The sequence below is a fragment of the Sphingopyxis sp. EG6 genome (assembly GCF_003609815.1).
GTDB lineage: Bacteria > Pseudomonadota > Alphaproteobacteria > Sphingomonadales > Sphingomonadaceae > Sphingopyxis.
Window position 1 is genome coordinate 346,103 of record NZ_AP017603.1, and the last position, 22,289, is coordinate 368,391.

Genomic DNA, 22,289 nt, shown 5'->3' on the forward strand with positions numbered 1-22,289 from the left:
TTGTTTGCCATGCCCCGCTGTTTGCCACAGTGTCGCGCCTCGAAATGCAAAGAACTTATCAATTTGCGATGGCCGAACGCTCGACGCTGTCGCCGCGCGAACTGGCGCAGCTGACCGAGCGCGCGCGGGTGCGCGATTTCGCCGACGGCCAGTTTATCCAGTATCAGGGCGATCCCGGCGCGGAATTCTGGGCCGTGGTCGAAGGGCATGTCACCGTCGGGCGCTTTGCCGCTGACGGCGGATTTACGCATTTCGGCGTGCTCGGCGCGGGCGACCTGTTCGGCGAGCTTGCCTTTTTCACCGGAGTGCCGCGCCAGGTCGATGCGCTCGCCAGCGGTCCGGCGCGGCTGGTGGCGATCGACCGCCCCTTGCTGCGCCAGCTGATGGCCGCCGACGTTGGCTGGGCCGAGCTGTTGCTGCGGAGCCTGTCGCGCCAGCTTGCGGCGACGCTCGACACGATCGACGCCGAGCGGCGGCTGTCGACCCCCGACCGGCTGCTCGGCCTGCTGCGCACGATGGCGCGCGAAAGCGCCGGGGGCGATCGGGTGACCGCGACGCAGCAGCAGCTTGCGGACCTGCTCGGCGTTTCGCGGGTGACGCTGGGTGCCGCGCTGCGCATATTGGCCGGGGCCGGGGAGGTCGAACGCGGCTATGGCCAGCTCCGCCTGCTGCGGCCCGGTGGAGACGGTTTCATTTGAAACTTTTTCATGCTAGACGATTCCCATGAAAGACGGCTTTACTCATGTCCACGAAACGCCGCCGCCGGGTGCCGCGGCCGACTGGACGATTTCGCAAAATTGGGACGCGTTTACCGCCGCCGAACATGCGATGTGGGACAAGCTGTTCGCGCGCCAGTCGGCGATGCTGCCGGGGCGCGCGGCGGACGCATTTTTGCGCGGCATTGACGTGCTGCGCCTCGAAAAGCCGGGGATTCCCGATTATCGCGAGCTCAACGCGCGGTTGATGGACGCGACGGGGTGGCAGGTCGTCGCGGTGCCGGGGCTGGTTCCCGACGAGGTGTTTTTCGACCATCTTGCGAACCGGCGTTTCCCGGCGGGCAATTTCATCCGCACGCCCGATCAGCTCGACTATCTGCAGGAACCCGACGTGTTCCACGACGTGTTCGGCCATGTCCCGATGCTCGCCGACCCGGTGTTCGCCGATTATATGGTCGCTTATGGCGAGGGCGGGCTGCGCAGCCTGCAATTCGATGCGCTGAAACAGCTGGCACGGCTTTACTGGTACACGGTCGAGTTCGGGCTGATCCGCGAGGCGGGCGGTCTTCGGATTTATGGCGCCGGGATTGTGTCCTCCTATGCCGAAAGCGTGTTTGCGCTCGACAGCGACAGCCCCAATCGCATCGGTTTCGACCTCGCGCGGGTGATGCGCACGGACTATCGAATCGACGATTTCCAGCAGAATTATTTCGTCATCGACAGCCTCGACCAGCTGCTCGACACAACGGTGAACACCGATTTTGCGCCGCTTTATGCCGCGAATGACGCGCTGCCGCCGATCGCGATCGCGGATATCTTGCCGGGTGATGAGGTGATCACGCGCGGCACGCAGGATTATGCGCTAGGCAAGCAAACCGCCTGAACCCCTTCGTGGCGAGCGAAGTCGAGACACCGTGAAGTCTCGCGCCACTCATGCGTGTCTCGACTTCGCTCGACACGAACGGGCACGGCGGCGGTCTTCTACCAGCTCCCGAAACTTGCGTCCGCCGGGTCGGCGCGGTGGAAGGCGCGTTCCTTGCGGCGCCAGCCATAGCGGCGGCGCTTGACGAGCAGCAGGCACGGCCATTCGGCGCTGCCCCCGCGCGCCACCAGGCGAAAGCCCTGCGCGCGGTAGGCGGCGAGCACTGGTTCCATCTGCCGCGCGATCAACCCTGCGAGGATGGCGTGGCCGCCCGGCGCGGTCGCGGCGCCGATGTCGGGAGCAAGGGTGATCAGCGGCCCGGCAAGGATATTGGCGATCACCAGGTCATAAGGCGCGCGGTGGCGGATCGCGGGATGGTCGGTCCCCGGCGCGACCGCGAGCGCGAGGCGTCCGCCGCCGCGGCCGAGCGGCACGCGGTTGATCGCGGCATTGTCGCGGGTGACGAAGATGCTCGCGGGATCGATGTCGGACGCAATCATTTTCGCGCGCGGCCACAGCGCCAGCCCGGCAAAGGCGAGCAGTCCGGTGCCGGTGCCGATGTCGGCAATATTGCGCGGACTGTCGCCCTGCCGCGCAAGGCGGTCGAGCATCGCTAGGCACCCCGCGGTCGTGTCGTGGCCGCCGGTGCCGAACGCTTGGCTCGCGTCGATCAGAAAAGGGGTGGTGCCGGGCGGAATGCGGTCGGCGTGGCTGCTTGTATGGACGAAAAAGCGCCCCGCCTGCACGGGTTCGAGCCCCTGCTGCGACAGCGTGACCCAATCCTCCTCGGGCAATTGTTCGGCGGTGGGCTTCACTCCCTTTGCGCTTGGTACGAGCGACTGGAGCAGCGCCAGCAACGCCGCGTCGGGCTTGTCATCGACATAGGCGTCGAGCTGCCACAGTCCGGCCTCCTCGTCGATTTCGCGCGTGACGATGACGGGCGCCTCGGGCAGCGCATCGAGTTCATGAATTTCGCCCGACAGCGCCTCGGCCTCGGCGCGGGTGCAGGGGAGGGAGACGATCCAGCTCATCGGTCAGCGCACATAGCTGGCGCCATTGATGTCGAGCACCGCGCCGGTCATCGACGCGGGCGCATCGAGCGCGCACCAGCGCGCCATTTCGGCGACCTCCTCCGGCATTGCGACCCGGCCCAGCGGAATGTCGGCGGGCAGCGCGGCACCGTCGCGGCTGGCGAGATAATCGTCCGCCATGCCGGTCATGGTGAAGCCCGGGCAAATCGCAAAGGCGAGCACGCCCTCTGCGGCATAGGCGCGCGCGATCGTCTTGGTCATCGCGACCAGCCCCGCCTTCGACGCGGCATAATGCCAGTGCGCGGGGCTGTCGCCGCGGTGCGCGGCGCGGCTGGCGATATTGACGATGCGGCCTTTTGCCCGGCGTGCCTGCCAGTGGAGGACAGCGCGGCGGCAGAGGTCTGCGCTGGCGGTCAGATTGACCTGAAGCGTGCGGTTCCAGCTGGCGAGCCAGACGGCATCGTCGTCATCGAGCGGGCTGGCTTCAAAGATTCCGGCGTTGTTGACCAGCACATCGATGCGGCCATCGAGTTGGTTGATACTTTGTTGCCACAGACGGGCCGGGACTGCCGGGTCCGCAAGGTCGCCATCGGCGCTCGACAGCGCGACCGTCCTGGTGGCGTCCGAGGTCAGCGCGGCGGCGATCGCGGCGCCGATGCCGCGGCTGGCGCCGGTGATCAGGATGTGGGTTTGCATGGAGCGGCTTTAGCGATGCAATGGCGGCAGTCCAACCGCCAAACCGCGACCAATAGCGTCAGGACTTTCCTCGTTCCCTTCGTGTCGAGCGAAGTCGAGACACGTTGCGTTTGTGCATGGCCTCGCGTGTCTCGACTTCGCTCGACACGAACGGATCAAATTTGTACCCTTACGCCACCCGGCGGCTGAACTCGCTCGCGGCCTGTTCCAACTGCTGCAACCGCCCGCCCATCTTGCCAAATTCCTGGCTGAGCACGCTGATTTCGTTCGCAACCATCCCCGAATCGTTGCGGATGCTGGCGATCGTCGACGACATACTGTCGGCGGCAAGCGCGGTTTCGTCGACCGCGGCGGTGATCGAGGTAACGGTCTGCGCCTGCGCGTCCATCGCGTCGCGGATGCGCTGCGCCGAGCGCTGGACCTCGATAATCGTCTGCTGGATCGACTGGTTGGCACTCACCGATCCGCGCGTCGCCTGCTGGATCGCGGTGATCTTGCCCGCAATATCGTCGGTGGCGCGCGCGGTTTCGTTGGCCAGGCTTTTGACTTCCTGCGCGACGACGGCGAAGCCGCGGCCCGATTCGCCGGCGCGCGCTGCCTCGATCGTGGCGTTCAGCGCGAGCAGGTTGGTCTGGCCCGCGATCTCGCGGATCAGGCCCAAAATGGACTCGATCGATTCGGCGTGGTGCGACAGCGTTTCGGACATCGCGACCGCTTCGCCCGCCTGTTCCGACGCGCGGGTGGCAACGCTCGCTGACGCTTCGACCTCGCTGCGCGCATCCTCGATCGCGCGGATCAGGCCCGCGGCGGTCGAAGCGGCTTCGCGCATCGCCATCGCCGATTGTTCAGACGCGGCGGCGACTTCGCTGGTCTTGGCGATCATCCCCTTGGCGGCCTGATCGGCGGAAGCGGCCTGCTTGGCCAATTGTTCGCGCACCCCGTCGGTGTCCTGCACCAGCGAGGCGATCGAGCGGTCGAAATCGCCCGCGAGCGTCTGGCGTTCGCTGGAAATCACCGCACGGTCGAGCTTTTCGGCATAGCGCTGCATGATGTCGAATTCGAGCAGCGCCAGCCGGTTGACTGCACTGGTCAGCCGCGCCAGCCGCGCCGCATCGTCGATGCAGGCGGCGACGACATATTCGATCGTCAGCCGCTGGCTTTCGGCGATGCACGACATTACCGACGCGAGCGGCAGTTTGACCCGGCGCGCCATATGCGCGTTCTGGCAGGCGATCGTCGCCACTTCCTGTCCGGCAGCGTCGGCATATTTGGTTTCGGTGTGGCGCGCGCTGCCGCGCACATAGGATTCGAGCAATTCGCCTTCGACCGCGCGTTCGACGCTGGGGAGCGCATTGAACGCATCCCAATAGGCGCGCGCAATGGCTTCCTCGCGGCCGGCGATGATCGAATGAATCTCGGTGGCGTGCGCGGCCAGTTGACCGTCGAGGTCGTAATAGGGGAAGCGGTCGGCCATCGAAATCGGGTCGATTTGCTGCTTATGAATCGGATTTTCCTTCACCATGATCCTGCTTCCCTGATCGATCCCGACGCGCGAGTCTGCCGCCCGCCTGTCGTCCGCAAAACATAGGATCGGGCTATGCGGTGCTTTTGGTAAATTGCGCGTTAACCAGCGCTGCGATTTTCGCGGTTAGTACGCTTCGCTGGCAGGGACCGGATACCCCTCGAACGCCTTGATCGTGCGCAGCGCGAAGGCGCTGTGCATCGCCGCGACCCCGGGCAGGCGCGACAGGCAGTGCCGGTGCAGCCGGTCGAAATCGGCGACATTGCGCGCCGCGACGCGCAGCCGGTAGTCGGAGGCGCCTGACAGCAATTGGCATTCGAGGATTTCGTCAAAGCTTTTGACCGCGCTTTCAAACGCGGTCAGCGCCTCTTCGCTTTGCGAGGTCAGGCTGATGTCGACGAACACGTCAAGCCCCAGGCCGATGCGATCGGGGGCGAGGCGCGCGGTATAGCCGGTGATAATCCCGGCCGCCTCCAGCGCGCGGATGCGCCGGTGGCACGCCGACGCCGACAGCCCGACCGCTTCGCCGAGCTCGGCGGCGGGGCGCGGACCGCTGCGTTGCAGCATGTCGAGAAGCTTACGATCGATTCGATCAATCATTGTGCGTCCTTGATCAGTTTGGCGCGTGATTTGTGCGCATTTGTCGCGAAACCAGCGACGATATGCAAGCACCTCGCGCCCCGAAACTGCTATTAGGCAGAGCCATGAACGACGCGGCGCCGGACCAGCGCGACCGGCGGCGAACCAATGGAGAGCGACAATGATCATCGGCACCCCCAAGGAAATCAAGAATCACGAATATCGCGTCGGGCTGACCCCCGAAAGTGCCCGCGAATTGAGCGCGCACGGCCACCGCGTGCTGGTGCAGACCGGCGCCGGCGAGGGCATCGGCGCGCACGACCGTTTTTATGTCGAAGCGGGCGCCGAAATCGTCCAGACCGCCGAGGAAATTTTCGCGACCGCCGACATGGTGGTGAAGGTCAAGGAGCCGCAGCCCGGCGAGCGCGCGATGCTCCGCGAAGGTCAGATCCTTTACACCTATCTCCACCTCGCGCCCGATCCCGACCAGACGCGCGACCTGATGAAATCGGGCGCGGTGTGCATCGCCTATGAAACGGTCACGAGCCCGCACGGCGGCCTGCCGCTGCTGAAGCCGATGAGCCAGGTTGCAGGGCGCATGTCGATCCAGGCCGGCGCGACCGCGCTCGAAAAGGCGCATGGCGGCCGCGGCGTGCTCTTGGGCGGCGTCCCCGGCGTTGCGCCGGGCAAGGTGTGCGTGATCGGCGGCGGCGTCGTCGGCTTCAACGCGGCGCAGATGGCCGCGGGCCTCGGCGCCGACGTCACCATTCTCGACCGCGATCCCGAAGTGCTCGAACGCGTCGGCACCTTCTTTGAATCGCGTGCCAAGACGCGCTTTTCGAACCGCGCCAACCTCGCCGAATGCGTGGCCGAGGCCGATCTGGTCATCGGCGCGGTGCTGATCCCCGGCGCCGAAGCGCCCAAGCTCGTCACCCGCGACATGCTGGCGACGATGCAGGCAGGCTCGGTGCTCGTCGACGTCGCGATCGACCAGGGCGGCTGTTTTGAAACGAGTCATGCGACAACGCACGCCGACCCGACCTATGTCGTCGACGGCATCGTCCATTATGCGGTCGCCAACATGCCGGGCGCGGTCGCGCGCACCAGCACCTATGCGCTGAATAACGTGACCCTGCCGCACGCGCTGCGCATCGCCGACCTGGGGTGGAAGGAAGCGTTGAAGCGCGACGTGCATCTTGCGCAGGGTCTGAACGTCTGGAATGGTAAGGTGACGTTCGAAGCCGTAGCGGAAGCGATCGGAACCGACTATGTGCCTGTGGAGCAGGCACTCGCCTGATAACAAGGACATAGGTGCAAGAATGACCGACCAGACTCCCCCGTCGCCGCACGACGACGCGCCCGAGGAAAATGAAGTGCTGCGCGCCGCGCGCGAACAGCGCCAGCAGAAGGAAGCCGCCGACGCAGCCGAAGCGGCGGCAAAGGGCGGCAAGCGCGGCTGGAAAACGGCCGCGGCGGCGGGTCTGGGGATCGGGTCGGCGGCGGTGATCGCGGCGCTGCTTTACGCGAACCGCGACAAGATCAAGTAAGGCGGCGAAACCACCGATTGGGGGTGCAAAGCGGATGTTTTACGATCCCCTCCTCTGAAGAGGAGGGGATAGTCTGCCGCATCGTCCGCAACCGGTCGATCGCCTCCATTCGCTACCAATGCTGCGCGCGCCTATCGCCTCGTTCTCTTGCGGCGTCGCGGCGTGCGTCGATACGCTCCAACTCGACTTCGTAAAGTGTGGTTGCGCAATCGCTGGCTTCGTCTTCTAAGGGTTTGATCAGAGCGCGCCGTTGGGAGCGCGGCGGATTGCTCGCGACCAAAGTGTCGCGTTTTGGCTTGATCTGACCATAACATATTTCGCCGACACGACACGCCATCGAATCGACCTCGGGATCGCCGCTGGATTTTCGGATCCGGCATTTCCCGCTCTCCAAGTCGATTTTTCCGCGCCAATTTTTCAGCCGCTCGCGCGCGGTCACGACGATTTCTTGTTGCGCATCGACGTCGCCGATTGCGGTATCGTTCGGGGCCAGCGGTGCGACAGACGCAAGCGCGAGAATGGCTGTCATGAGGGAAAAGGTCATTATTGGGGTTCTTTCGGTGGGATACTTGTTCTCCTTGCCGCTCTACCGCGCCGACCAATCGCGGCGATGATTTTATGTGTACCGGTTCGATTGACGACAGGAAAAGGATCGGCTTACGCCGCGATCATGCGCCTCTACCGGGATCGGGGGGCCGTCAGGCGCACACCGCGGACGCCGCCCTATTTCTTCCCGCCCACGCCCGCTAAGCAATTGCATATCGCGCGCGCCGCGCTAAACCGGCGCGCATCGACCGAACAGAGTCAGGAACGGGGCTGATATGGCTGGAAACGAACCGAGCGCGCGCCCGCGCGCACCGCATTTGCAGGTGTATAAATGGGGGCCGCATATGGCGGTGTCGATCCTGCACCGCGCGAGCGGTGACGGGCTGGCTATCGTCGGCGCGGGGCTATTCCTGTGGTGGCTGGGCGCGATCGCCGCTGGGCCAGAGGCTTATGCGGCGTTCGTTGCGTGCATCTGGCACGATCCCAGCCCCGAAATCGGCCTGTTCCACCAGATCACCAATATCCTGGGCAAGATCGTCCTTGTCGGATTGACCTGGGCATTTTTCCAGCATCTGTTTTCGGGGCTGCGCCATTTCGTGCTCGACACCGGCGCGGGCTATGAGCTGAAATCGAACAAGCTGTGGTCGACCGTCGTGATCGCCGCGGGCGTGTTCGCGACCGCCGCGACCTGGCTCTATATCATGGCGGAGGCACTCTGATGGGCGACGGCACGCATCTCGGCAAGGTCCGCGGCCTCGGTTCGTCGGGGCATGGGTCGCAGCATTGGCTGCAACAGCGGCTGACCGCGCTCGGCAACATTCTGCTCGTCGGTTTCCTGTTCGTGTCGCTGATCCGCCTGCCGCTCGGCGAACATGCCGCGGTGCTGCGCTGGGCGGCGGACCCGATGGTCGCGCTGGCGCTGATCCTGATGGTCGTCAGCGTATTCTGGCATCTGCGGCTGGGTCTGCAAGTGCTGATCGAGGATTATGTCCACGGGCCGATGCTGCTGCTGGCGCTCGTCCTGCTCAATTTCTATGCCATCGGCGGCGGCGCTTACGGGATCTTCACGATCGCCCGGATCGCGCTTGCGCCCGTGACGGCCGGCCCGGGGGGCATGTGAGATGACCGACGCTTACAAGATTATCGACCATATCTATGACACCGTCGTCGTCGGCGCCGGGGGTTCGGGCCTGCGCGCCACGATGGGCTCTGCCGAAGCGGGGTTGAAGACCGCGTGCATCACCAAGGTGTTCCCGACGCGCAGCCACACGGTGGCGGCGCAGGGCGGCATCGCGGCCAGCCTGGGCAATAATTCGCCCGACCACTGGACCTGGCACATGTATGACACGGTCAAGGGGTCGGACTGGCTCGGCGATCAGGATGCGATCGAATATATGGTCCGCGAGGCACCCGCCGCGGTGTACGAGCTCGAACATGCGGGTGTGCCGTTCAGCCGCAACGCCGATGGCACCATCTATCAGCGCCCGTTCGGTGGCCATATGCAGAATATGGGCGAAGGCCCGCCGGTGCAGCGCACCGCCGCCGCCGCCGACCGCACCGGCCATGCGATGCTCCACGCGCTGTATCAGCAGTCGCTGAAATATGACGCCGACTTCTTTATCGAATATTTCGCGCTCGACCTGATCATGGAAGACGGCCCCGACGGCAAGGTTTGTCGCGGCGTCATCGCCTTGTGTATGGACGATGGCAGCATCCACCGCTTCCGTTCGCAGGCTGTCGTGCTCGCGACGGGCGGCTATGGCCGCAGCTATTTCACCGCGACCTCCGCGCATACTTGCACCGGCGACGGCGGAGGCATGGTGCTGCGCGCCGGGCTGCCGCTGCAGGACATGGAATTCGTCCAGTTCCACCCGACCGGCATTTATGGTGCCGGGGTGCTGATCACCGAAGGCGCACGCGGCGAGGGTGGGTATCTCACCAATTCCGATGGCGAGCGGTTCATGGAACGCTATGCCCCGTCGGCGAAGGATCTGGCGTCGCGCGACGTCGTGTCGCGTTCGATGGCGCTCGAAATCCGAGAAGGCCGCGGCGTCGGCCCGCACGGCGACCATATCTTCCTGCACCTCGATCATATCGATCCCGCGGTGCTGGCCGAGCGGCTGCCCGGGATCACCGAAAGCGGCAAGGTGTTCGCGGGCGTCGACCTGACGCGCCAGCCGCTGCCGGTCGTGCCGACGGTCCATTATAATATGGGCGGCATCCCCTGTAACTATCATGGCGAAGTCGTCACGCTGGGCAAGGACGGCCCCGACACCGTGGTGCCGGGCCTGTTCGCGGTCGGCGAAGCGGCGTGCGTGTCGGTGCATGGCGCGAACCGCCTCGGGTCGAACAGCCTGATCGACCTCGTGGTATTTGGCCGCGCCACCGGGCATCGCCTGCGCGATATCATCAAGCCCGGCGCGGCGCAGCAGCCGCTGCCCGCCGACAGTGCCGACCTGGCACTCGGCCGCCTCGACCATTTCCGCCATGCCAAGGGCGGATCGCCGACCGCCGAAATCCGCACCGAAATGCAGCGCGCCATGTCGGCGCACGCCGCGGTGTTCCGTACCGACGAGCTGATGGCCGAGGGCAAGGAAAAGCTGACCAAGACCTACAGCCGCATGAACGACATTGGCGTCACTGACCGCAGCCTGATCTGGAACACCGACCTTGTCGAAACGCTCGAGCTCGACAATTTGATCAGCCAGGCGACGGTGACGATGCACTCGGCGCACAACCGCAAGGAAAGCCGCGGCGCGCACGCGCACGAAGATTTCCCGAACCGCGACGACGCGAACTGGATGAAGCACACCGTGGCGTGGTTCGACGGCTGGGGCGGCAAGGGCGGCGGCGTCCGCCTCGATTACCGGCCGGTGCACGAATATACGCTGTCGGACGACGTTGAGTATATCAAGCCGAAGGCGCGGGTTTATTGATGGAAGCGCGGGATCGGGTTGTCGCCAGATAATGGCCAATTTGTCCTCGCCCTACGAAAAGTCCTCAATCTCGTCGGGGACGTCCTCGCGCTGGTGGAGGATGCGGACCACGATAAGTTCGGTTTCATTGTAGCGATAGATTACCCGGTGCGACCCTGATCTGATCTTGCGATAAGCTTGGGGCAATCCGAACGCGCCACTCCCGATCCCCGGAAATCGCGCGGCGGACCCGATTTGTCGGCGGATGTCGTCGATATATTGCTTCGCCTGTTTCTCGCCATGTTCGATAATGGTGTAATCGGCGATATCCAAAAGGTCGGCTTTGGCGCGTGGCCGCAGCACAATCTCAAGCATTCGGGAATTTTTCGGCCATAAAGGCATCCCAGTCGAACGGACGCGCCGGGCCGCTTTCTTCGCCTTCCTGGACGAGCTGCCTGAGACGCGCAATGCGCAGGTCGCGTTCGGCGGCACGCCGCAAGGCATCGCGAACGACATCGCTGACCGATCCGAACTCGCCCGACGCAACCTTGCTCCGCGCATAGTCAGCCAGTTCGTCGCTCAAGGCGACCGAGGTGTTCTTGATTGCCATGGCCTAAGGTTACCAAAATTTGGTAATGCAGTCTAGAACCAGCTTTCGAACAGGTTGACGTCCGAGAAGGGCCGGTCGACGTCCTGACCCATGATCCACAGTTTCTGGCACGCTATGCTGAAAAAGATCAGTGCGATCGTCCAGACGATGAAGGTCTTGCGGGCTTGCCAGCGGCGTTCGGCCTCGGCCGCCTTGGCGCGCGCCTTGTAATCGATGCCCAGTTCGCCTTCGAACTCGGCAACCAGCTGTGCGCGGCGGGTGCGCGAAATATTCGCGATGCTCGCGTTACTTTCGTCAGCCTTTACGCGGCGAGTCGCCATGGTTGTACCCTGACCAAGATAGTCCTGTGGTCAGTCATAGGGCACAGCCCCTGCGAAACCGTTAATTCGCGCCGATCAATCGGGCGCGATAGCGATCAGTTTGATGCGTGCCGTGGCCCCGCGCAGCAGGGTCAGGTCGCGGCGCGGGCGGCCGAGCGCCGCAGCGAGCAGGCCGATGACCGCCTCGTTCGCGGCGCCGTCGGCAGGGGGTGCCATGACGCGCAGGCGAACGGTGGGTCCGTCGATCGTCACGTCGTCGCGTCCGGCGCCCGGCGTCACCCGCACCTCCAGCCGTCCGGTCGACGCCGCGAGATCGCGCAGCGCCGCCGTCAGCGCGGGATCGGGCCGATATTTCAGACCGTGATGACCAGCTTGCCCACCGCGCTGCGGTCGCCGAGCTTGGCAATCGCCTGGCCGCCATCGGCCAGGGGATAGGTGCCGGTCACGCGCGGCTTGATCTTGCCCTGTTCCCACAGCTGGAACAGGCGCGCGACATGCGCGCGGTTGCGTTCGGGCTCGCGCGCGACAAATGCGCCCCAGAATACGCCGGCGACGTCGCAGCTTTTGAGCAGCGTCAGATTGAGCGGCAGGCGCGGGATGCCGGCGGGGAAGCCGACGACAAGATAACGGCCTTCCCACGCGATCGAACGCAGCGCGGGCTCGGCATAGTCGCCGCCAACCGCGTCATAGATGACATTGGCGCCGCCCGGTCCGACGGCTTCCTTGAACTTGTTCGCGAGCTCCTTCGACTGATCCTTGTCGAACGGCTGGCGGCCATAGATCACGACCTCGTCCGCGCCCGCCTTCCGCGCGATTTCAGCCTTTTCCTCGCTCGACACGCCGGCGACGACGCGCGCGCCGAACGCCTTGCCCAGCTCGACCGCCGCGATGCCGACGCCGCCCGACGCGCCGAGGACGAGCAAAGTGTCGCCTTCCTGGATGTGGCCGCGATCGACGAGCGCGTGGATGCTGGTGCCATAGGTCATCAGCAGCGAGGCACCCTCGGCAAAGTCATGGCCTTCGGGGAGGTGATAGACATTGTGGACGCCGACCGCGACGGCTTCGGCCATGCCGCCATTGCCGCAGCCCGCGATGACGCGGTCGCCGACCTTGAACCCGGTCACCCCGTCGCCGATTTCGGCCACCAGGCCCGCGACCTCACCGCCGGGGGCGAAGGGGCGCGCGGGTTTGAACTGATATTTGTCTTCGATGATCAGCGTGTCGGGGAAATTGACCGCGCAGGCCTTGACGTCGATGACGATCTGGCCCGCGCCCGCGGTCGGCCGCGGCAGCTCGCCAAGAACCAGCGTTTCGGGGCCGCCGGTGGCGGTCGACAAGAGAGCCTTCATCATCTTCTCCTCATGGTGTCGCGGGGATCAGCCAGGGCTGGTCCGTCGCCATATTTTTCTCATGCGCGGCGATCGCCGTTTCGCTTTTTTCGGTCAGGGAAATCTCGTCGAGCCCGTTCAGCAGGCACATTTTGCGGAACGGATCGATGTCAAAGCTGAAGCGGTCCTGGAATGGCGTCGTCACCGTTTGGGTGTCGAGGTCGACATGGATCGGATCGGTCGCCGCGACAGCCATCAACCGGTCGATCGCCGACTGCGGCAGCACCACGGGCAATATGCCGTTCTTGACCGCGTTTCCCGAGAAAATATCCGAATAGCTCGGCGCTATGACAACGCGGATGCCAAGGTCGCCGAGCGCCCATGCGGCATGCTCGCGGCTCGACCCGCAACCGAAATTGTCGCCCGCGATCAGGATTGGCGCGCCCGAAAATTCGGGGTTGTCGAACAGATTGTCGGGGTCGGCGCGCAGCGTTTCGAACGCGCCGCGGCCAAGTCCTTCGCGGCTGATCGTCTTTAGCCATTTCGCCGGGATGATGACGTCGGTATCGACATTCTTCAGCCCGAACGGGATCGCGCGGCCTTCGACTTTTTCGATCGGCGTCATATTATTCGGCGGCCTTCGGGAAAGCGGGCAGCTTGCCGACATCGCGCGGTTCGTGCTGGATAATCACGGTGGCTTTCAGGTTTTTGGCCAGCGCCTTGAAGCGGTCGAACGACGCCAACGTGTCGGCGCGGTTGGTGTTAAAGGTCGGCACGCCATCGCTGTCGTAATTTTCCTGAAAATGCGCCTGATCGCCGGTCAGCAGCACCGGCCCCATTCCCGCCAGCTTTACCAGCAAGCTGTGATGACCCGGGGTATGGCCGGGCATGTCGAGCATCACGACGCTGCCGTCGCCGAAAATATCCTGATCGCGCGCCACCGGCTCGACCTTGCCGCCACCGCTGATCCAGTGCGTGAAAGGGGTCGGATTGACAAATGCGGGTGGTGGGTTCTGGGTAAGCAAATCCCAATCGTGCTTGCCGATGTATAGCTTTGCGCCGGGGAAATCGGGAAGCTGGGCGATATGGTCGAAATGGAAATGGCTGATACCGACGACGTCGATGTCGCCCGGCGTGATGCCAAGTTCGGCCAGCTGTTCGACGAGGGTGCGGTTAACCGAGGCCGACATGTCGCCCGTCGCGGTGAACGCCGCGCCCTTCAGTGCCGAAGGCAGGCCCAGATCCCATAGCATCAGCTGGTCGCCGTGGCGGATCAGGTAGCAACCGACGGTCAGGTCGCGGCTTTGCCCTGGATAGGCTTGGGTGTCCGAGAAGGCATTGAGCCGGTTGACGCGCACCGTGCCGCAATCGAGGCGGGTCAGGCTCACCTTCGCGGCGGCAGCGGGCTTATCCTGCGCCAGGGCGGGCGTCGCCAGCGCCAATGCCGCTGCGGCCGATGCGATAGCTTTCCAGATCATGCCATTCCGCTCCTTCTTTTCACGCTCAGTCGATCAGTTCGCGCACGTCCGTGAGCCGCCCGGTGACCGCCGCCGCCGCCGCCATTGCGGGCGATACCAGATGGGTCCGGCTGCCCGGCCCCTGGCGACCGACGAAATTTCGGTTGCTGGTGCTGGCGCAGCGTTCGCCAGCGGGCACCTTGTCGGGATTCATGCCGAGACAGGCCGAACAGCCGGGCTCGCGCCACTCCAGCCCCGCGTCGGTGAAGATGCGATCGAGCCCCTCGGCCTCGGCCTGCGCCTTCACCAGCCCCGATCCGGGGACGACGATCGCCCATTTGACCCCCGCCGCCTTGTGGCGTCCTTTCAGCACCGCGGCGGCGGCGCGCAGATCCTCGATGCGGCTGTTGGTGCAGCTGCCGATAAAGATATTCTCGACCGGTACGTCCTGCATCCGCGTGCCGGGTTCGAGGCCCATGTAATCGAGCGACTTGGCGGCGGCGGCCTGCTTCGACGGATCGGCGAAGCTCGCCGGATCGGGGACGGTGCCGGTGATCGGAACGACATCCTCGGGGCTGGTGCCCCAGGTCACGCTGGGCGCGATGTCGGCGGCGTCGATAACGACGGTCTTGTCATAGGTCGCGCCGGGATCGGTCGCGAGGCTTTTCCAGTAAGCCACCGCGGCGTCCCAATCGGCGCCCTTCGGCGCATAGGGGCGGCCCTTCAGATAGGCGAAGGTCACGTCGTCAGGTGCGATCAGCCCGGCGCGCGCGCCGCCCTCGATCGCCATGTTGCTGACCGTCAGGCGTCCCTCGACGCTCAACGCACGGATCGCACTGCCGGTGTATTCGATGACATGACCGGTGCCGCCCGCCGCGCCGATGACCCCGGTGATATGGAGGATGACGTCCTTGGCGGTCACGCCGGGGCCGACCTCGCCCTCGACGCGCACTTCCATCGTCTTGGCGGGTTGGAGCAGCAGGGTCTGGGTCGCCAGCACATGCTCGACCTCGCTGGTGCCGATCCCGAACGCCAGCGCGCCGATGCCGCCGTGGCAGGCGGTGTGGCTGTCGCCGCAGACGATCGTTGTGCCGGGCAGCGAGAACCCCTGTTCAGGACCGACAACATGGACGATCCCCTGTTCGGGCGCGACCGCGTCGATGTAGCGGATGCCGAATGCGGGGGCGTTGGTTTCCAGCGCCGCAAGCTGCGCCGCGCTTTCGGCGTCAGCGATCGGCAAGCGATTACCACTGGCATCGCGGCGCGCCGTGGTCGGCAGATTGTGATCAGGCACCGCCAGCGTCAGGTCGGGGCGGCGCACGGTGCGTCCACTCCCGCGAAGTCCCGCGAACGCCTGCGGGCTGGTGACTTCATGGACGAGGTGGCGGTCGATGAAGATCAGGCAGGTGCCGTCGGGGCGCTGTTCGACAACATGCGCGTCCCAGATTTTTTCATACAGGGTGCGGGGGCGAGTCATGCGGTTCACTTAAGCCCGTAGGATAACAATGCAAGCGAGTGGCGATCCAAAACGCAATTTTCGGTCGTTGAGCGTCGTCGCCCCTGCGAAGGCAGGGGCCGTAGTCGGCTTTGCGCAGCGTGGCCGCCTAAACCGATAGCGGCCCCTGCCTTCGCAGGGGCGACGAGATAGTCTATAATGCTCTCATGACCACGCTCGCCATCCTCGCACTCATCCTCGCCACCGTGCTCGCAATGGAATTTGTCGCATGGGCGAGCCACAAATATATCATGCACGGTTTTGGCTGGGCATGGCACCGCGACCATCATGAACCGCATGACAAGATGTTCGAGAAGAACGATCTTTTTGGACTGTTCGGTGCAGCACTGAGCATTTCGATGTTCGCGGTGGGCAGCTCGATGATCATGGGCGCCAGTGCGTGGGAACCGGGGACGTGGATCGGACTGGGAGTGCTGCTCTACGGCATCATCTATACCGTCGTTCACGACGGGCTGGTCCATCAGCGCTATTTCCGCTGGGTGCCGCGGCGCGGCTATGCCAAGCGGCTGGTGCAGGCGCACAAGCTGCACCATGCGACGATCGGCAAGGAAGGCGGGGTCAGCTTCGGCTTCGTCTTTGCGCGCGATCCGGCGAAGCTGAAGGCCGAATTGAAGGCGCAGCGCGCGGCGGGGATTGCGGTGGTGCGCGAGGCGCTGGTGGATTGACCGTTGCTCCCGCGAAGGCGGGGGGCCGTTGTCGGCATTGCCGGGCATCGCCGCGTAAACCGCTTGCGGCCCCCGCCTCCGCGGGGGCGACGGTGCTTCTAAGCCGTCCGGTAATCCGCGGTAATCGCGCCGCACGCGCGCAATTCTTCCTCATGCCCGACCTCGCGCCAGCTTTCGGCGAGCGCTTGCCTTTCCCATTCCAGCATCGCAGGGTGCGCCAGAATCTGATCGACCCACGCCTGCCCGGCACCGACGTCGAGGCCATAGGTACGGATACGGAACGCGACCGGCGCGAAAAAGGCGTCGACCGCGGTGAAATCCAGCCCGGCGAGCCACGGCCCGCCAAACTTCGTCAGCCCCTCCTCGAACAGCTCGCGGATCCGCGCGACATTGGCCTGGAGTGCGTCCGACATCGGCTTGGGCGTCACGCGGACCCCGACATTCATCGTGCAATCGTTACGCAGCGCCGCAAAGCCGCTGTGCATTTCGGCCGTGGCGCATTGCGCCCACGCGCGCGCATCGGGGTCGGTCGGCCACACCCCCGCGTGCCGGTCGGCGAGATAGAGGGTGATGCCGAGCGAGTCATAGACGGTGCGCCCTTCGTGTAGCAGCGCAGGCACTTGTCCGGTCGGCGAGAAGCTGCGGAAATCCTTGTAATTGGTGGGCTTCGTGAACGGCTCCACCCGGTCGCGAAACGCGATGCCGAGCGCGGTCATCAGCACCCATGGGCGCAATGACCAGCTCGAATAATTGCGGTTGGCGGTGATCAGCTCGTACATGCTTCGCGCTCCTGAGCGACGATGGGAGAGGTGTAGGCCGGGTCGTGTGCGATGGGCAGCGGCCCCCCCTTGGCGAGTGCCGTCAGCACGCTGCCAAAATCGGTCCGCGCCCGCCAGCCGAACCGACGTTCGGCGCGCGACGGGTCGTAAACGCGCTCGATCCGGTCGGGAAGCACCCAGCCCGCGTGCGCATAAAGTCGGGCCGCATCGGGAAAATAGCGCGCGATGACCGCGGGCGCGTCGCGGGCGAGTTCGGCGGCGTCCTCGCGCCCGAACGGCGGCGGCGCAGAGAGGATGAAGGTGTCGCAGCAGATGGTTGGCGCCGCTTCCAGTGCGGCAAGATGCGCCGCCGCCGCATCCTCCACCGTCAGGCGGCGGTGGAGCAATTCGTTCGCCTTGAGGTTCGGCCCGCTAGGCACCGCATGGGTGTCGTCATCCTCGGGAAAGAAGCGCCCGGTGCGCAGGATCGCGACATTGATGCCATGCTCCCGGTGGACAAGGCGGCAGGCCTGCTCGGCGGCGAGCTTGGTGATGCCATAGATATTGCGCGGCTCCAGCGGACCGAAATCCTCGTCCATCCACCACGCGCCCGCGTCGCCCGCGCCCGCGCGGACGTCGGCGCGCACCATCAGCGAGGTGGTCGAGGTGAACAGGAAGCGATCATTGCCCGCTGCGACCGCGGCTTCGATCAGGTTCAGCGTACCGGTCACATTGACGTCGATAAAGGCTTGCCGCGGATAGCGGACGATGTCGGGTTTATGCAGCGCGCCGCCGTGGATGATCGCTTCGATGCCATGGTCAGCCATGGTCCGATCGACGAGGGCACGGTCGGCAACCGTGCCGACAATCTGGGTGTGGGTACCCGGTACAACGTCGACTCCGACGACCCTATGTCCATTCTGGCTGAGCAAGGGAGCGAGATAGCGCCCCAGCCAGCCCGACGATCCGGTGAGCAGCACGCGCATCGATGATCCTCCTCTTGCTCTTGCGCGCGCGCCGTAGCCAAGCGGCACGCCGGTGCGCAACCAGATCCCGCGCGTCAGCCTTTCGGAATTCCGTTGACCGGCGCCGCCGCCGCGGCGACGTTCCTTGCGGGCGGCAGTTCGCTTAGGTCGAGCCACCCCGCGTCGTCGCGCTTGTGATAGCTGTCGATCACCGTGAACGGGATGCGGAAGGGGAAGCCCCAGTCGCTGTTCCACATCGCGACGACGCCGGTCCGCGTCGCGGGTTCGAAAATCATCGTCGCGCGGTAACCCGCAACGGCGCCCGAATGGCCTTCGAGCCGGTGACCGCCATAGGTGAAGCTGCGCCAGCCGAGCCCATAGGCGGCATCGCCCATCGCCTGGCGCAAATTACCCCCATAGAGTTTCGCGGTGCCGATGCGGGGGCGGTGGGCGAGCTGCAACACCGATTGCGGCAGCACGTCGGGGCGCGCGCCCATCATCGCCTGCATCCATTTCGCGAAATCGACGATGTCGCTTTCGACCCCGGCGGCGGCGGGGACGCGCCAATAGGCCTCCTTGACCGGGAGCACGCGATGGCCGCGATGCGGCTTGGCCCAGTCGGCAGCGCCGGTCAGCCGCTCCATCCCGAAACCGGCGCTCACCATGCCAAGCGGCAGGAAAAATCGATCCTCGACGGCGCTGGAAAAGGGCTTGTCCGCCGCCGCACTCAAAATCTCGGTCGCCGCGTCGAAGGCGATATTCTGATAGGTGTGGCACGTGCCGGGGTCGCATTGGAGCGGCGCCGCGGCGAGGCCGGTGCGGATCTGCGCCGGGTTCTGCCCTTCCTCCAGCTTCTCGTCATAGGCGTTTTTGGTGAGCCCGGTGCGCTGGGCGAGCAGGTCGTCCAGGGTCACCTGCGCCTCGGCGCCGCGGGGCAGGCGCAGCGACGTGCGCCAGGCGGCGACCGGGCGGTCGAGATCGAGAGTGCCGTCTTTCGCGAGCGCCGCCGCCATCACCCCGGTCGTGGTTTTCGAAACCGAAGCCCAGCGGAACAGCGTCTGCGCGGTCACCGGCGTGCCCGTTGTTACGTCCGAAACACCATAGGCGCGGACAAAGCGCAGCTCGCCGTCTTCGACGACTGCCACCGCCAACCCTGCCATTTCGGGCCGTTGCGCAAGATCGGTGAGCTGCCGGTCGAGCGCGCGATAATCGATCCGCCCGCGCCATTGCGACGGGGTTTGCGGCAGGTTTTCCGGCGCGGTCAACGGGATGGGAACGCTTGCGAGCGGCTGGTTCCCGCCGATCGCGTGAATGCCGAGCCAGCCCGATAACCCCAATGCGGCGATCGCGATCAGGATCAGGACAATACGCGGCTTGAAAGCTTGATTGGGCTGCGACCTCATGGTTGCCGCCGTCTTAGCCGCAGCTTCCCCCGCCGTCACCCCCGCAGCGACTCAGACGGTCAGATAACGCCAGGCTTTGATCGTACCGATGGCGTAAACCGTACCATAGAAGAGGACGATCGCCGACGACCAGATCGCGAAACTGTCGGTATGTTGCGGCCGCCACAGATGGAGCGGCAAAAAGACCAGACCGCGGAGCAGGTAGATGGCGGTGATGCTCACCAGCCCGGTGCGCAGCAAAGGCAGGCGCGGCAATATGCCTGCCCCGGAAAAGGCGTAGGCGGCCCAGATCAGCAGCACCACGCTGATCGCCAGCGTAATCAGCGTCGGGGTCCAGTCGCCCCGCGCCGCCGCGCGCGCCAGGCCCTCGCCCGCACCAAAGAAACGATACCAGTCGGGGCCACCGAAAATACATGCGATATGGAGCAGCGCCGCTGCAACCGACAGCGCGCCGCCGATCAGCAGCCACGTGGAACCGGGGTTGGCGGCGACGTCAGACAAGCGTGTTCACCTCTATTTGCGGAGCATTCATTGTTCGAGGTTCAACAAGTCGTCGCGGGTAAAAAGCAACTGGCACTGCTTCAAAATCTCGTCACGAACGCGCGGGTCGGTCAGATCACGCTCATGTTTCAGATCGACCGCTACCGAGAGGTCGCTTTCTTCAAATGCAACGCCGAGATTCAGCATGGCGCGAAAATCGATCGGTCCACTCAACAGGAGGTCGAGATCGGAGCCGGGCCGCGACGTCCGCGCCGCGCGCGAGCCATAGAGGCTCACACGGTCGATCTGATCGGCGTACGGCGAGAGAACCTCGGCGGCGATCCGAACATCGTCGACCGAAAGGCTGATGGCGTCATGCTTGACGCGCATCGGCATCCCGTTCCAGCGCGGTCAGTATCGCAAGGAATTGCTCGGCGATCAGTTTTAAACCCTGATCGCGGATCGGTTCACTGTACGTATGCGACAATTGGCTGCGCAGCTTGCCCATCGCCAGCCATTCGTCGGCGGCCACAATCATCCCGGCAGCATGCGCGGCGCGAATGGTCGATGCCGGGGTCAGCGCTTCGGGTGGTGCCAGCTCTTCCGCAAGCCGATCGGCCAGCAGCTTCCAGCCCAATTCCCATGCAATCTCGAAACGCTGGACCATCCCCGCCTTTTCCAGTTCGCTCAGCGGACGGCTCTGGCGCAGTTCGACTGCCTCTCTCAGGCCCGCCAAAGCGCGCGAAAAATTGTCCAGACGGAGCCGGGAACGGGGCGGTGGCTTGTCATCCATTCAGGACAAGTAGCTTGCCGTCGTTTTGGCAGCAACATCTTCCGCCGTCACCCCCGGCGCGAGCTCGATCAGCTTGAACGGGCTGCTGTGGTCGTCGCGCTTGAACACCGCGAGGTCGGTGATGATCATGTCGACGACGTTCTGGCCGGTCAGCGGCAATGTGCACGCCGGAATGAATTTCGGGCTGCCGTCCTTGGCAACATGTTCCATCACGACGATGATCTTCTTGACCCCGGCGACTAGGTCCATCGCGCCGCCCATGCCCTTGATCATCTTGCCGGGGATCATCCAGTTGGCGATGTCGCCATTTTCGGCGATCTCCATCGCGCCGAGCACGGTGAGGTCGATATGGCCGCCGCGGATCATCGCGAAGCTGTCCGAGGAGGAGAAATAGGCCGAATTGGGGACTTCGCTGATCGTCTGCTTGCCCGCGTTGATCAGATCGGCGTCTTCTTCACCCTCGAGCGGGAAGGGGCCGATGCCGAGCATGCCGTTTTCCGACTGGAGCGTGACCGTCATCCCCGCGGGGATATGGTTCGCGACCAGGGTCGGGATGCCGATCCCCAGATTGACGTAATAGCCGTCCTGCAGTTCCTTTGCGGCGCGCGCCGCCATGTCATCGCGGGTCCAAGGCATTATTTCGGCTCCCAATTGGTGTCGGAGGGGAAGGTGTCGTCCCAGCCCAGCTTTTCCCATGGGCCGTAGACGGAGTTGGGGAACAGGAACCAGCCCTTGTCCCACAGCGCCGCGGCAGCGGGGCCCGTGGCGATCGCGGTGCGGGTTGCGGCGGGCAGATCCTTGACGTTGAACTGCTGGCTGAAGTCGCCGAGCTGGTCGCCGGCGAGGATGATGACGCAGTAACGCGATGCGATCGTCGCACGGCGCCCGTCCTTGCTCGAGCCGTTGGCGTCGTCGCCCATCAGGAACAGGGTCTCGCCATGCTTGAAATCACCCAGCCCGGCGGCGCGGAGCGTGTCTTCGCTGCCCTTGGCATTGGCGGCGCTGCGGTTGGTGTTGGCGACGACGGTGATGCCCGCCGCGCGCAGCCTGGCCAGCATCTCCACCGTGCCGGGCATCGCGACCGCCTTGCCCGCGCCGGTCTTTTCCCACTGGTCCCAGATTTTGGGGTCATAAGATGAGCCTTTTTCGGCGAAATTGCGCATCGGGCCGAGGTTCCAGATCAGCGTCTCGTCGGCATCGAACACCGCGGCGAACGGCTTGGTGCCGCAGGGCTCAAAGCGCGGCGCGTCCATCGTCGCACCGGTGGCGAGGATGACGCTGTCGGTCGGGCGCTGCTTGATCCGTGCGAGGCCATATTCGGCGATCCGCGCATTGGTCGCGCGAACGGCGATCGCAGCCTCGGCCGAGCCATAAAGATATTGTAGCGCGACGGGCGGCTTGGCGGCTTCGGCGGGGGTAGCGACGGGCGGCGGGGGCGGGGTGGTTGCTTGGGGTGTGGCTGCGCATCCCATAAGCGACAACGTGATCGCGACAACGGCAACACCTGATCTCATTTTCAC

At 64.9% G+C, this 22,289-nt stretch carries 29 protein-coding genes; 8 read left to right on the forward strand and 21 right to left on the reverse strand.

All coding sequences use genetic code 11. The annotated features are described in order from the left end of the window. Positions 1 to 68 precede the first annotated feature (68 nt). Positions 69 to 698, forward strand: coding sequence for a Crp/Fnr family transcriptional regulator (locus SPYCW_RS01605; protein WP_172595397.1), 630 nt, complete (start codon positions 69 to 71; stop codon positions 696 to 698). A 25-nt stretch (positions 699 to 723) separates the two neighbouring features. Further along, positions 724 to 1,599, forward strand: coding sequence for a phenylalanine 4-monooxygenase (phhA, locus tag SPYCW_RS01610; RefSeq protein ID WP_120215290.1), 876 nt, complete (start codon positions 724 to 726; stop codon positions 1,597 to 1,599). A gap of 98 nt (positions 1,600 to 1,697) precedes the next feature. On the opposite strand, the gene SPYCW_RS01615 is transcribed toward phhA, so the two are convergent. The 4 genes from SPYCW_RS01615 to SPYCW_RS01630 form a co-directional block, all read right to left on the reverse strand. Continuing rightward, the gene (locus SPYCW_RS01615; RefSeq protein ID WP_120215291.1) at positions 1,698 to 2,669 is read right to left on the reverse strand and encodes a 50S ribosomal protein L11 methyltransferase; all 972 of its coding nucleotides are present in this window, start codon (positions 2,667 to 2,669) and stop codon (positions 1,698 to 1,700) included. A 3-nt stretch (positions 2,670 to 2,672) separates the two neighbouring features. Then, positions 2,673 to 3,365 (reverse strand): SDR family NAD(P)-dependent oxidoreductase, encoded by a 693-nt coding sequence (locus SPYCW_RS01620; RefSeq protein WP_120215292.1) that lies wholly within the window; start codon positions 3,363 to 3,365, stop codon positions 2,673 to 2,675. A 169-nt stretch (positions 3,366 to 3,534) separates the two neighbouring features. Continuing rightward, the gene (locus SPYCW_RS01625) at positions 3,535 to 4,887 is read right to left on the reverse strand and encodes a methyl-accepting chemotaxis protein (RefSeq protein WP_120215293.1); all 1,353 of its coding nucleotides are present in this window, start codon (positions 4,885 to 4,887) and stop codon (positions 3,535 to 3,537) included. 126 nt (positions 4,888 to 5,013) lie between these two features. After that, on the reverse strand, positions 5,014 to 5,487 hold the full coding sequence (locus SPYCW_RS01630) for an Lrp/AsnC family transcriptional regulator (RefSeq protein ID WP_120215294.1): 474 nt from the start codon (positions 5,485 to 5,487) through the stop codon (positions 5,014 to 5,016). Positions 5,488 to 5,647: 160 nt separating this feature from the next. On the opposite strand from SPYCW_RS01630, the gene ald reads away from it, so the two are divergent. Both ald and SPYCW_RS01640 read left to right on the forward strand, forming a co-directional pair. Beyond that, complete coding sequence (gene ald, locus SPYCW_RS01635) at positions 5,648 to 6,763, forward strand: alanine dehydrogenase (protein ID WP_120215295.1); 1,116 nt, start codon at positions 5,648 to 5,650, stop codon at positions 6,761 to 6,763. A 22-nt stretch (positions 6,764 to 6,785) separates the two neighbouring features. Continuing rightward, entirely contained in the window at positions 6,786 to 7,013 is a 228-nt protein-coding gene (locus SPYCW_RS01640; RefSeq protein WP_120215296.1) for a hypothetical protein, read from the forward strand. 112 nt (positions 7,014 to 7,125) lie between these two features. On the opposite strand, the gene SPYCW_RS01645 is transcribed toward SPYCW_RS01640, so the two are convergent. Next, positions 7,126 to 7,557, reverse strand: coding sequence for a hypothetical protein (locus SPYCW_RS01645; protein WP_145985928.1), 432 nt, complete (start codon positions 7,555 to 7,557; stop codon positions 7,126 to 7,128). A gap of 277 nt (positions 7,558 to 7,834) precedes the next feature. Between SPYCW_RS01645 and sdhC the strand changes: the two genes are divergently transcribed. From sdhC to sdhA, 3 genes are read left to right on the forward strand one after another with little or no spacing between them, the layout of a single operon-like run. Continuing rightward, entirely contained in the window at positions 7,835 to 8,278 is a 444-nt protein-coding gene (gene sdhC / locus SPYCW_RS01650; protein WP_120215298.1) for a succinate dehydrogenase, cytochrome b556 subunit, read from the forward strand. Next, positions 8,278 to 8,679 (forward strand): succinate dehydrogenase, hydrophobic membrane anchor protein, encoded by a 402-nt coding sequence (gene sdhD / locus SPYCW_RS01655; protein WP_120215299.1) that lies wholly within the window; start codon positions 8,278 to 8,280, stop codon positions 8,677 to 8,679. Before sdhC ends, sdhD begins: the two co-directional genes overlap by 1 nt. A 1-nt stretch (position 8,680) precedes the next feature. Beyond that, positions 8,681 to 10,495, forward strand: a complete 1,815-nt coding sequence (gene sdhA / locus SPYCW_RS01660; protein ID WP_120215300.1) for a succinate dehydrogenase flavoprotein subunit — start codon at positions 8,681 to 8,683, stop codon at positions 10,493 to 10,495. 51 nt (positions 10,496 to 10,546) lie between these two features. Here the strand turns inward: sdhA and SPYCW_RS01665 are convergent, their stop codons facing one another. The 8 genes from SPYCW_RS01665 to leuC all read right to left on the reverse strand — a co-directional run bounded on the left by SPYCW_RS01665 (position 10,547) and on the right by leuC (position 15,666). Beyond that, complete coding sequence (locus SPYCW_RS01665) at positions 10,547 to 10,849, reverse strand: type II toxin-antitoxin system RelE/ParE family toxin (protein ID WP_172595398.1); 303 nt, start codon at positions 10,847 to 10,849, stop codon at positions 10,547 to 10,549. Beyond that, positions 10,842 to 11,084: a type II toxin-antitoxin system ParD family antitoxin gene (locus SPYCW_RS01670; RefSeq protein ID WP_120215302.1), complete on the reverse strand. Its 243-nt coding sequence runs from the start codon at positions 11,082 to 11,084 to the stop codon at positions 10,842 to 10,844. Before SPYCW_RS01670 ends, SPYCW_RS01665 begins: the two co-directional genes overlap by 8 nt. Before the next feature lie 32 nt (positions 11,085 to 11,116). Then, positions 11,117 to 11,404 carry a hypothetical protein gene (locus SPYCW_RS01675; RefSeq protein WP_120215303.1) on the reverse strand — a complete coding sequence of 96 codons (288 nt, stop codon included), beginning with the start codon at positions 11,402 to 11,404 and terminating at the stop codon, positions 11,117 to 11,119. Positions 11,405 to 11,479: 75 nt separating this feature from the next. Then, the gene (locus tag SPYCW_RS01680; protein WP_331852378.1) at positions 11,480 to 11,689 is read right to left on the reverse strand and encodes a DUF167 domain-containing protein; all 210 of its coding nucleotides are present in this window, start codon (positions 11,687 to 11,689) and stop codon (positions 11,480 to 11,482) included. 68 nt (positions 11,690 to 11,757) lie between these two features. Continuing rightward, the gene (locus tag SPYCW_RS01685; RefSeq protein ID WP_120218039.1) at positions 11,758 to 12,753 is read right to left on the reverse strand and encodes an NADPH:quinone oxidoreductase family protein; all 996 of its coding nucleotides are present in this window, start codon (positions 12,751 to 12,753) and stop codon (positions 11,758 to 11,760) included. Positions 12,754 to 12,763: 10 nt separating this feature from the next. Next, positions 12,764 to 13,357, reverse strand: coding sequence for a 3-isopropylmalate dehydratase small subunit (gene leuD, locus SPYCW_RS01690; protein ID WP_120215305.1), 594 nt, complete (start codon positions 13,355 to 13,357; stop codon positions 12,764 to 12,766). Between the two features lies 1 nt (position 13,358). Continuing rightward, positions 13,359 to 14,210, reverse strand: coding sequence for an N-acyl homoserine lactonase family protein (locus SPYCW_RS01695; protein WP_120215306.1), 852 nt, complete (start codon positions 14,208 to 14,210; stop codon positions 13,359 to 13,361). Positions 14,211 to 14,235: 25 nt separating this feature from the next. Beyond that, positions 14,236 to 15,666 carry a 3-isopropylmalate dehydratase large subunit gene (gene leuC, locus SPYCW_RS01700; protein ID WP_120215307.1) on the reverse strand — a complete coding sequence of 477 codons (1,431 nt, stop codon included), beginning with the start codon at positions 15,664 to 15,666 and terminating at the stop codon, positions 14,236 to 14,238. Positions 15,667 to 15,851: 185 nt separating this feature from the next. Here leuC and SPYCW_RS01705 point away from each other — a divergent pair, with 185 nt between their 5' ends. Beyond that, positions 15,852 to 16,370: a sterol desaturase family protein gene (locus tag SPYCW_RS01705; protein ID WP_120215308.1), complete on the forward strand. Its 519-nt coding sequence runs from the start codon at positions 15,852 to 15,854 to the stop codon at positions 16,368 to 16,370. A 98-nt stretch (positions 16,371 to 16,468) separates the two neighbouring features. Here SPYCW_RS01705 and SPYCW_RS01710 read toward each other — a convergent pair whose 3' ends face one another. The 8 genes from SPYCW_RS01710 to SPYCW_RS01745 all read right to left on the reverse strand — a co-directional run bounded on the left by SPYCW_RS01710 (position 16,469) and on the right by SPYCW_RS01745 (position 22,283). Continuing rightward, positions 16,469 to 17,149 carry a glutathione S-transferase family protein gene (locus SPYCW_RS01710; protein WP_120215309.1) on the reverse strand — a complete coding sequence of 227 codons (681 nt, stop codon included), beginning with the start codon at positions 17,147 to 17,149 and terminating at the stop codon, positions 16,469 to 16,471. Next, positions 17,137 to 18,114 (reverse strand): NAD-dependent epimerase/dehydratase family protein, encoded by a 978-nt coding sequence (locus SPYCW_RS01715; protein WP_120215310.1) that lies wholly within the window; start codon positions 18,112 to 18,114, stop codon positions 17,137 to 17,139. The genes SPYCW_RS01710 and SPYCW_RS01715 overlap by 13 nt, the downstream gene beginning before the upstream one ends. 74 nt (positions 18,115 to 18,188) lie before the next feature. Continuing rightward, on the reverse strand, positions 18,189 to 19,496 hold the full coding sequence (locus SPYCW_RS01720; protein ID WP_120215311.1) for a serine hydrolase domain-containing protein: 1,308 nt from the start codon (positions 19,494 to 19,496) through the stop codon (positions 18,189 to 18,191). A 51-nt stretch (positions 19,497 to 19,547) separates the two neighbouring features. Beyond that, the gene (locus SPYCW_RS01725) at positions 19,548 to 19,997 is read right to left on the reverse strand and encodes a hypothetical protein (RefSeq protein ID WP_120215312.1); all 450 of its coding nucleotides are present in this window, start codon (positions 19,995 to 19,997) and stop codon (positions 19,548 to 19,550) included. 27 nt (positions 19,998 to 20,024) lie between these two features. Further along, positions 20,025 to 20,366 (reverse strand): nucleotidyltransferase family protein, encoded by a 342-nt coding sequence (locus SPYCW_RS01730; RefSeq protein ID WP_172595399.1) that lies wholly within the window; start codon positions 20,364 to 20,366, stop codon positions 20,025 to 20,027. Next, a complete protein-coding gene (locus SPYCW_RS01735) occupies positions 20,350 to 20,769 on the reverse strand; it encodes an HI0074 family nucleotidyltransferase substrate-binding subunit (protein WP_120215314.1) in 420 nt (139 codons plus the stop codon). The genes SPYCW_RS01730 and SPYCW_RS01735 overlap by 17 nt, the downstream gene beginning before the upstream one ends. After that, positions 20,770 to 21,405 (reverse strand): CoA transferase subunit B, encoded by a 636-nt coding sequence (locus SPYCW_RS01740; RefSeq protein WP_120215315.1) that lies wholly within the window; start codon positions 21,403 to 21,405, stop codon positions 20,770 to 20,772. Then, a complete protein-coding gene (locus tag SPYCW_RS01745) occupies positions 21,405 to 22,283 on the reverse strand; it encodes an HAD family acid phosphatase (protein WP_232014908.1) in 879 nt (292 codons plus the stop codon). Before SPYCW_RS01745 ends, SPYCW_RS01740 begins: the two co-directional genes overlap by 1 nt. Positions 22,284 to 22,289 lie beyond the last annotated feature (6 nt).

Excerpts from the sequence above, each read along its gene's own strand:
- SPYCW_RS01605 (WP_172595397.1), top strand. The coding sequence starts at position 69 with ATGGCCGAACGCTCGACGCTGTCGCCGCGCGAACTGGCGCAGCTGACC.
- phhA (WP_120215290.1), top strand. The coding sequence starts at position 724 with ATGAAAGACGGCTTTACTCATGTCCACGAAACGCCGCCGCCGGGTGCC.
- SPYCW_RS01615 (WP_120215291.1), bottom strand. The coding sequence starts at position 2,669 with ATGAGCTGGATCGTCTCCCTCCCCTGCACCCGCGCCGAGGCCGAGGCG.
- SPYCW_RS01620 (WP_120215292.1), bottom strand. The coding sequence starts at position 3,365 with ATGCAAACCCACATCCTGATCACCGGCGCCAGCCGCGGCATCGGCGCC.
- SPYCW_RS01625 (WP_120215293.1), bottom strand. The coding sequence starts at position 4,887 with ATGGTGAAGGAAAATCCGATTCATAAGCAGCAAATCGACCCGATTTCG.
- SPYCW_RS01630 (WP_120215294.1), bottom strand. The coding sequence starts at position 5,487 with ATGATTGATCGAATCGATCGTAAGCTTCTCGACATGCTGCAACGCAGC.
- ald (WP_120215295.1), top strand. The coding sequence starts at position 5,648 with ATGATCATCGGCACCCCCAAGGAAATCAAGAATCACGAATATCGCGTC.
- SPYCW_RS01640 (WP_120215296.1), top strand. The coding sequence starts at position 6,786 with ATGACCGACCAGACTCCCCCGTCGCCGCACGACGACGCGCCCGAGGAA.
- SPYCW_RS01645 (WP_145985928.1), bottom strand. The coding sequence starts at position 7,557 with ATGACCTTTTCCCTCATGACAGCCATTCTCGCGCTTGCGTCTGTCGCA.
- sdhC (WP_120215298.1), top strand. The coding sequence starts at position 7,835 with ATGGCTGGAAACGAACCGAGCGCGCGCCCGCGCGCACCGCATTTGCAG.
- sdhD (WP_120215299.1), top strand. The coding sequence starts at position 8,278 with ATGGGCGACGGCACGCATCTCGGCAAGGTCCGCGGCCTCGGTTCGTCG.
- sdhA (WP_120215300.1), top strand. The coding sequence starts at position 8,681 with ATGACCGACGCTTACAAGATTATCGACCATATCTATGACACCGTCGTC.
- SPYCW_RS01665 (WP_172595398.1), bottom strand. The coding sequence starts at position 10,849 with ATGCTTGAGATTGTGCTGCGGCCACGCGCCAAAGCCGACCTTTTGGAT.
- SPYCW_RS01670 (WP_120215302.1), bottom strand. The coding sequence starts at position 11,084 with ATGGCAATCAAGAACACCTCGGTCGCCTTGAGCGACGAACTGGCTGAC.
- SPYCW_RS01675 (WP_120215303.1), bottom strand. The coding sequence starts at position 11,404 with ATGGCGACTCGCCGCGTAAAGGCTGACGAAAGTAACGCGAGCATCGCG.
- SPYCW_RS01685 (WP_120218039.1), bottom strand. The coding sequence starts at position 12,753 with ATGAAGGCTCTCTTGTCGACCGCCACCGGCGGCCCCGAAACGCTGGTT.
- leuD (WP_120215305.1), bottom strand. The coding sequence starts at position 13,357 with ATGACGCCGATCGAAAAAGTCGAAGGCCGCGCGATCCCGTTCGGGCTG.
- SPYCW_RS01695 (WP_120215306.1), bottom strand. The coding sequence starts at position 14,210 with ATGATCTGGAAAGCTATCGCATCGGCCGCAGCGGCATTGGCGCTGGCG.
- leuC (WP_120215307.1), bottom strand. The coding sequence starts at position 15,666 with ATGACTCGCCCCCGCACCCTGTATGAAAAAATCTGGGACGCGCATGTT.
- SPYCW_RS01705 (WP_120215308.1), top strand. The coding sequence starts at position 15,852 with ATGACCACGCTCGCCATCCTCGCACTCATCCTCGCCACCGTGCTCGCA.
- SPYCW_RS01710 (WP_120215309.1), bottom strand. The coding sequence starts at position 17,149 with ATGTACGAGCTGATCACCGCCAACCGCAATTATTCGAGCTGGTCATTG.
- SPYCW_RS01715 (WP_120215310.1), bottom strand. The coding sequence starts at position 18,114 with ATGCGCGTGCTGCTCACCGGATCGTCGGGCTGGCTGGGGCGCTATCTC.
- SPYCW_RS01720 (WP_120215311.1), bottom strand. The coding sequence starts at position 19,496 with ATGAGGTCGCAGCCCAATCAAGCTTTCAAGCCGCGTATTGTCCTGATC.
- SPYCW_RS01730 (WP_172595399.1), bottom strand. The coding sequence starts at position 20,366 with ATGCGCGTCAAGCATGACGCCATCAGCCTTTCGGTCGACGATGTTCGG.
- SPYCW_RS01735 (WP_120215314.1), bottom strand. The coding sequence starts at position 20,769 with ATGGATGACAAGCCACCGCCCCGTTCCCGGCTCCGTCTGGACAATTTT.
- SPYCW_RS01740 (WP_120215315.1), bottom strand. The coding sequence starts at position 21,405 with ATGCCTTGGACCCGCGATGACATGGCGGCGCGCGCCGCAAAGGAACTG.
- SPYCW_RS01745 (WP_232014908.1), bottom strand. The coding sequence starts at position 22,283 with ATGAGATCAGGTGTTGCCGTTGTCGCGATCACGTTGTCGCTTATGGGA.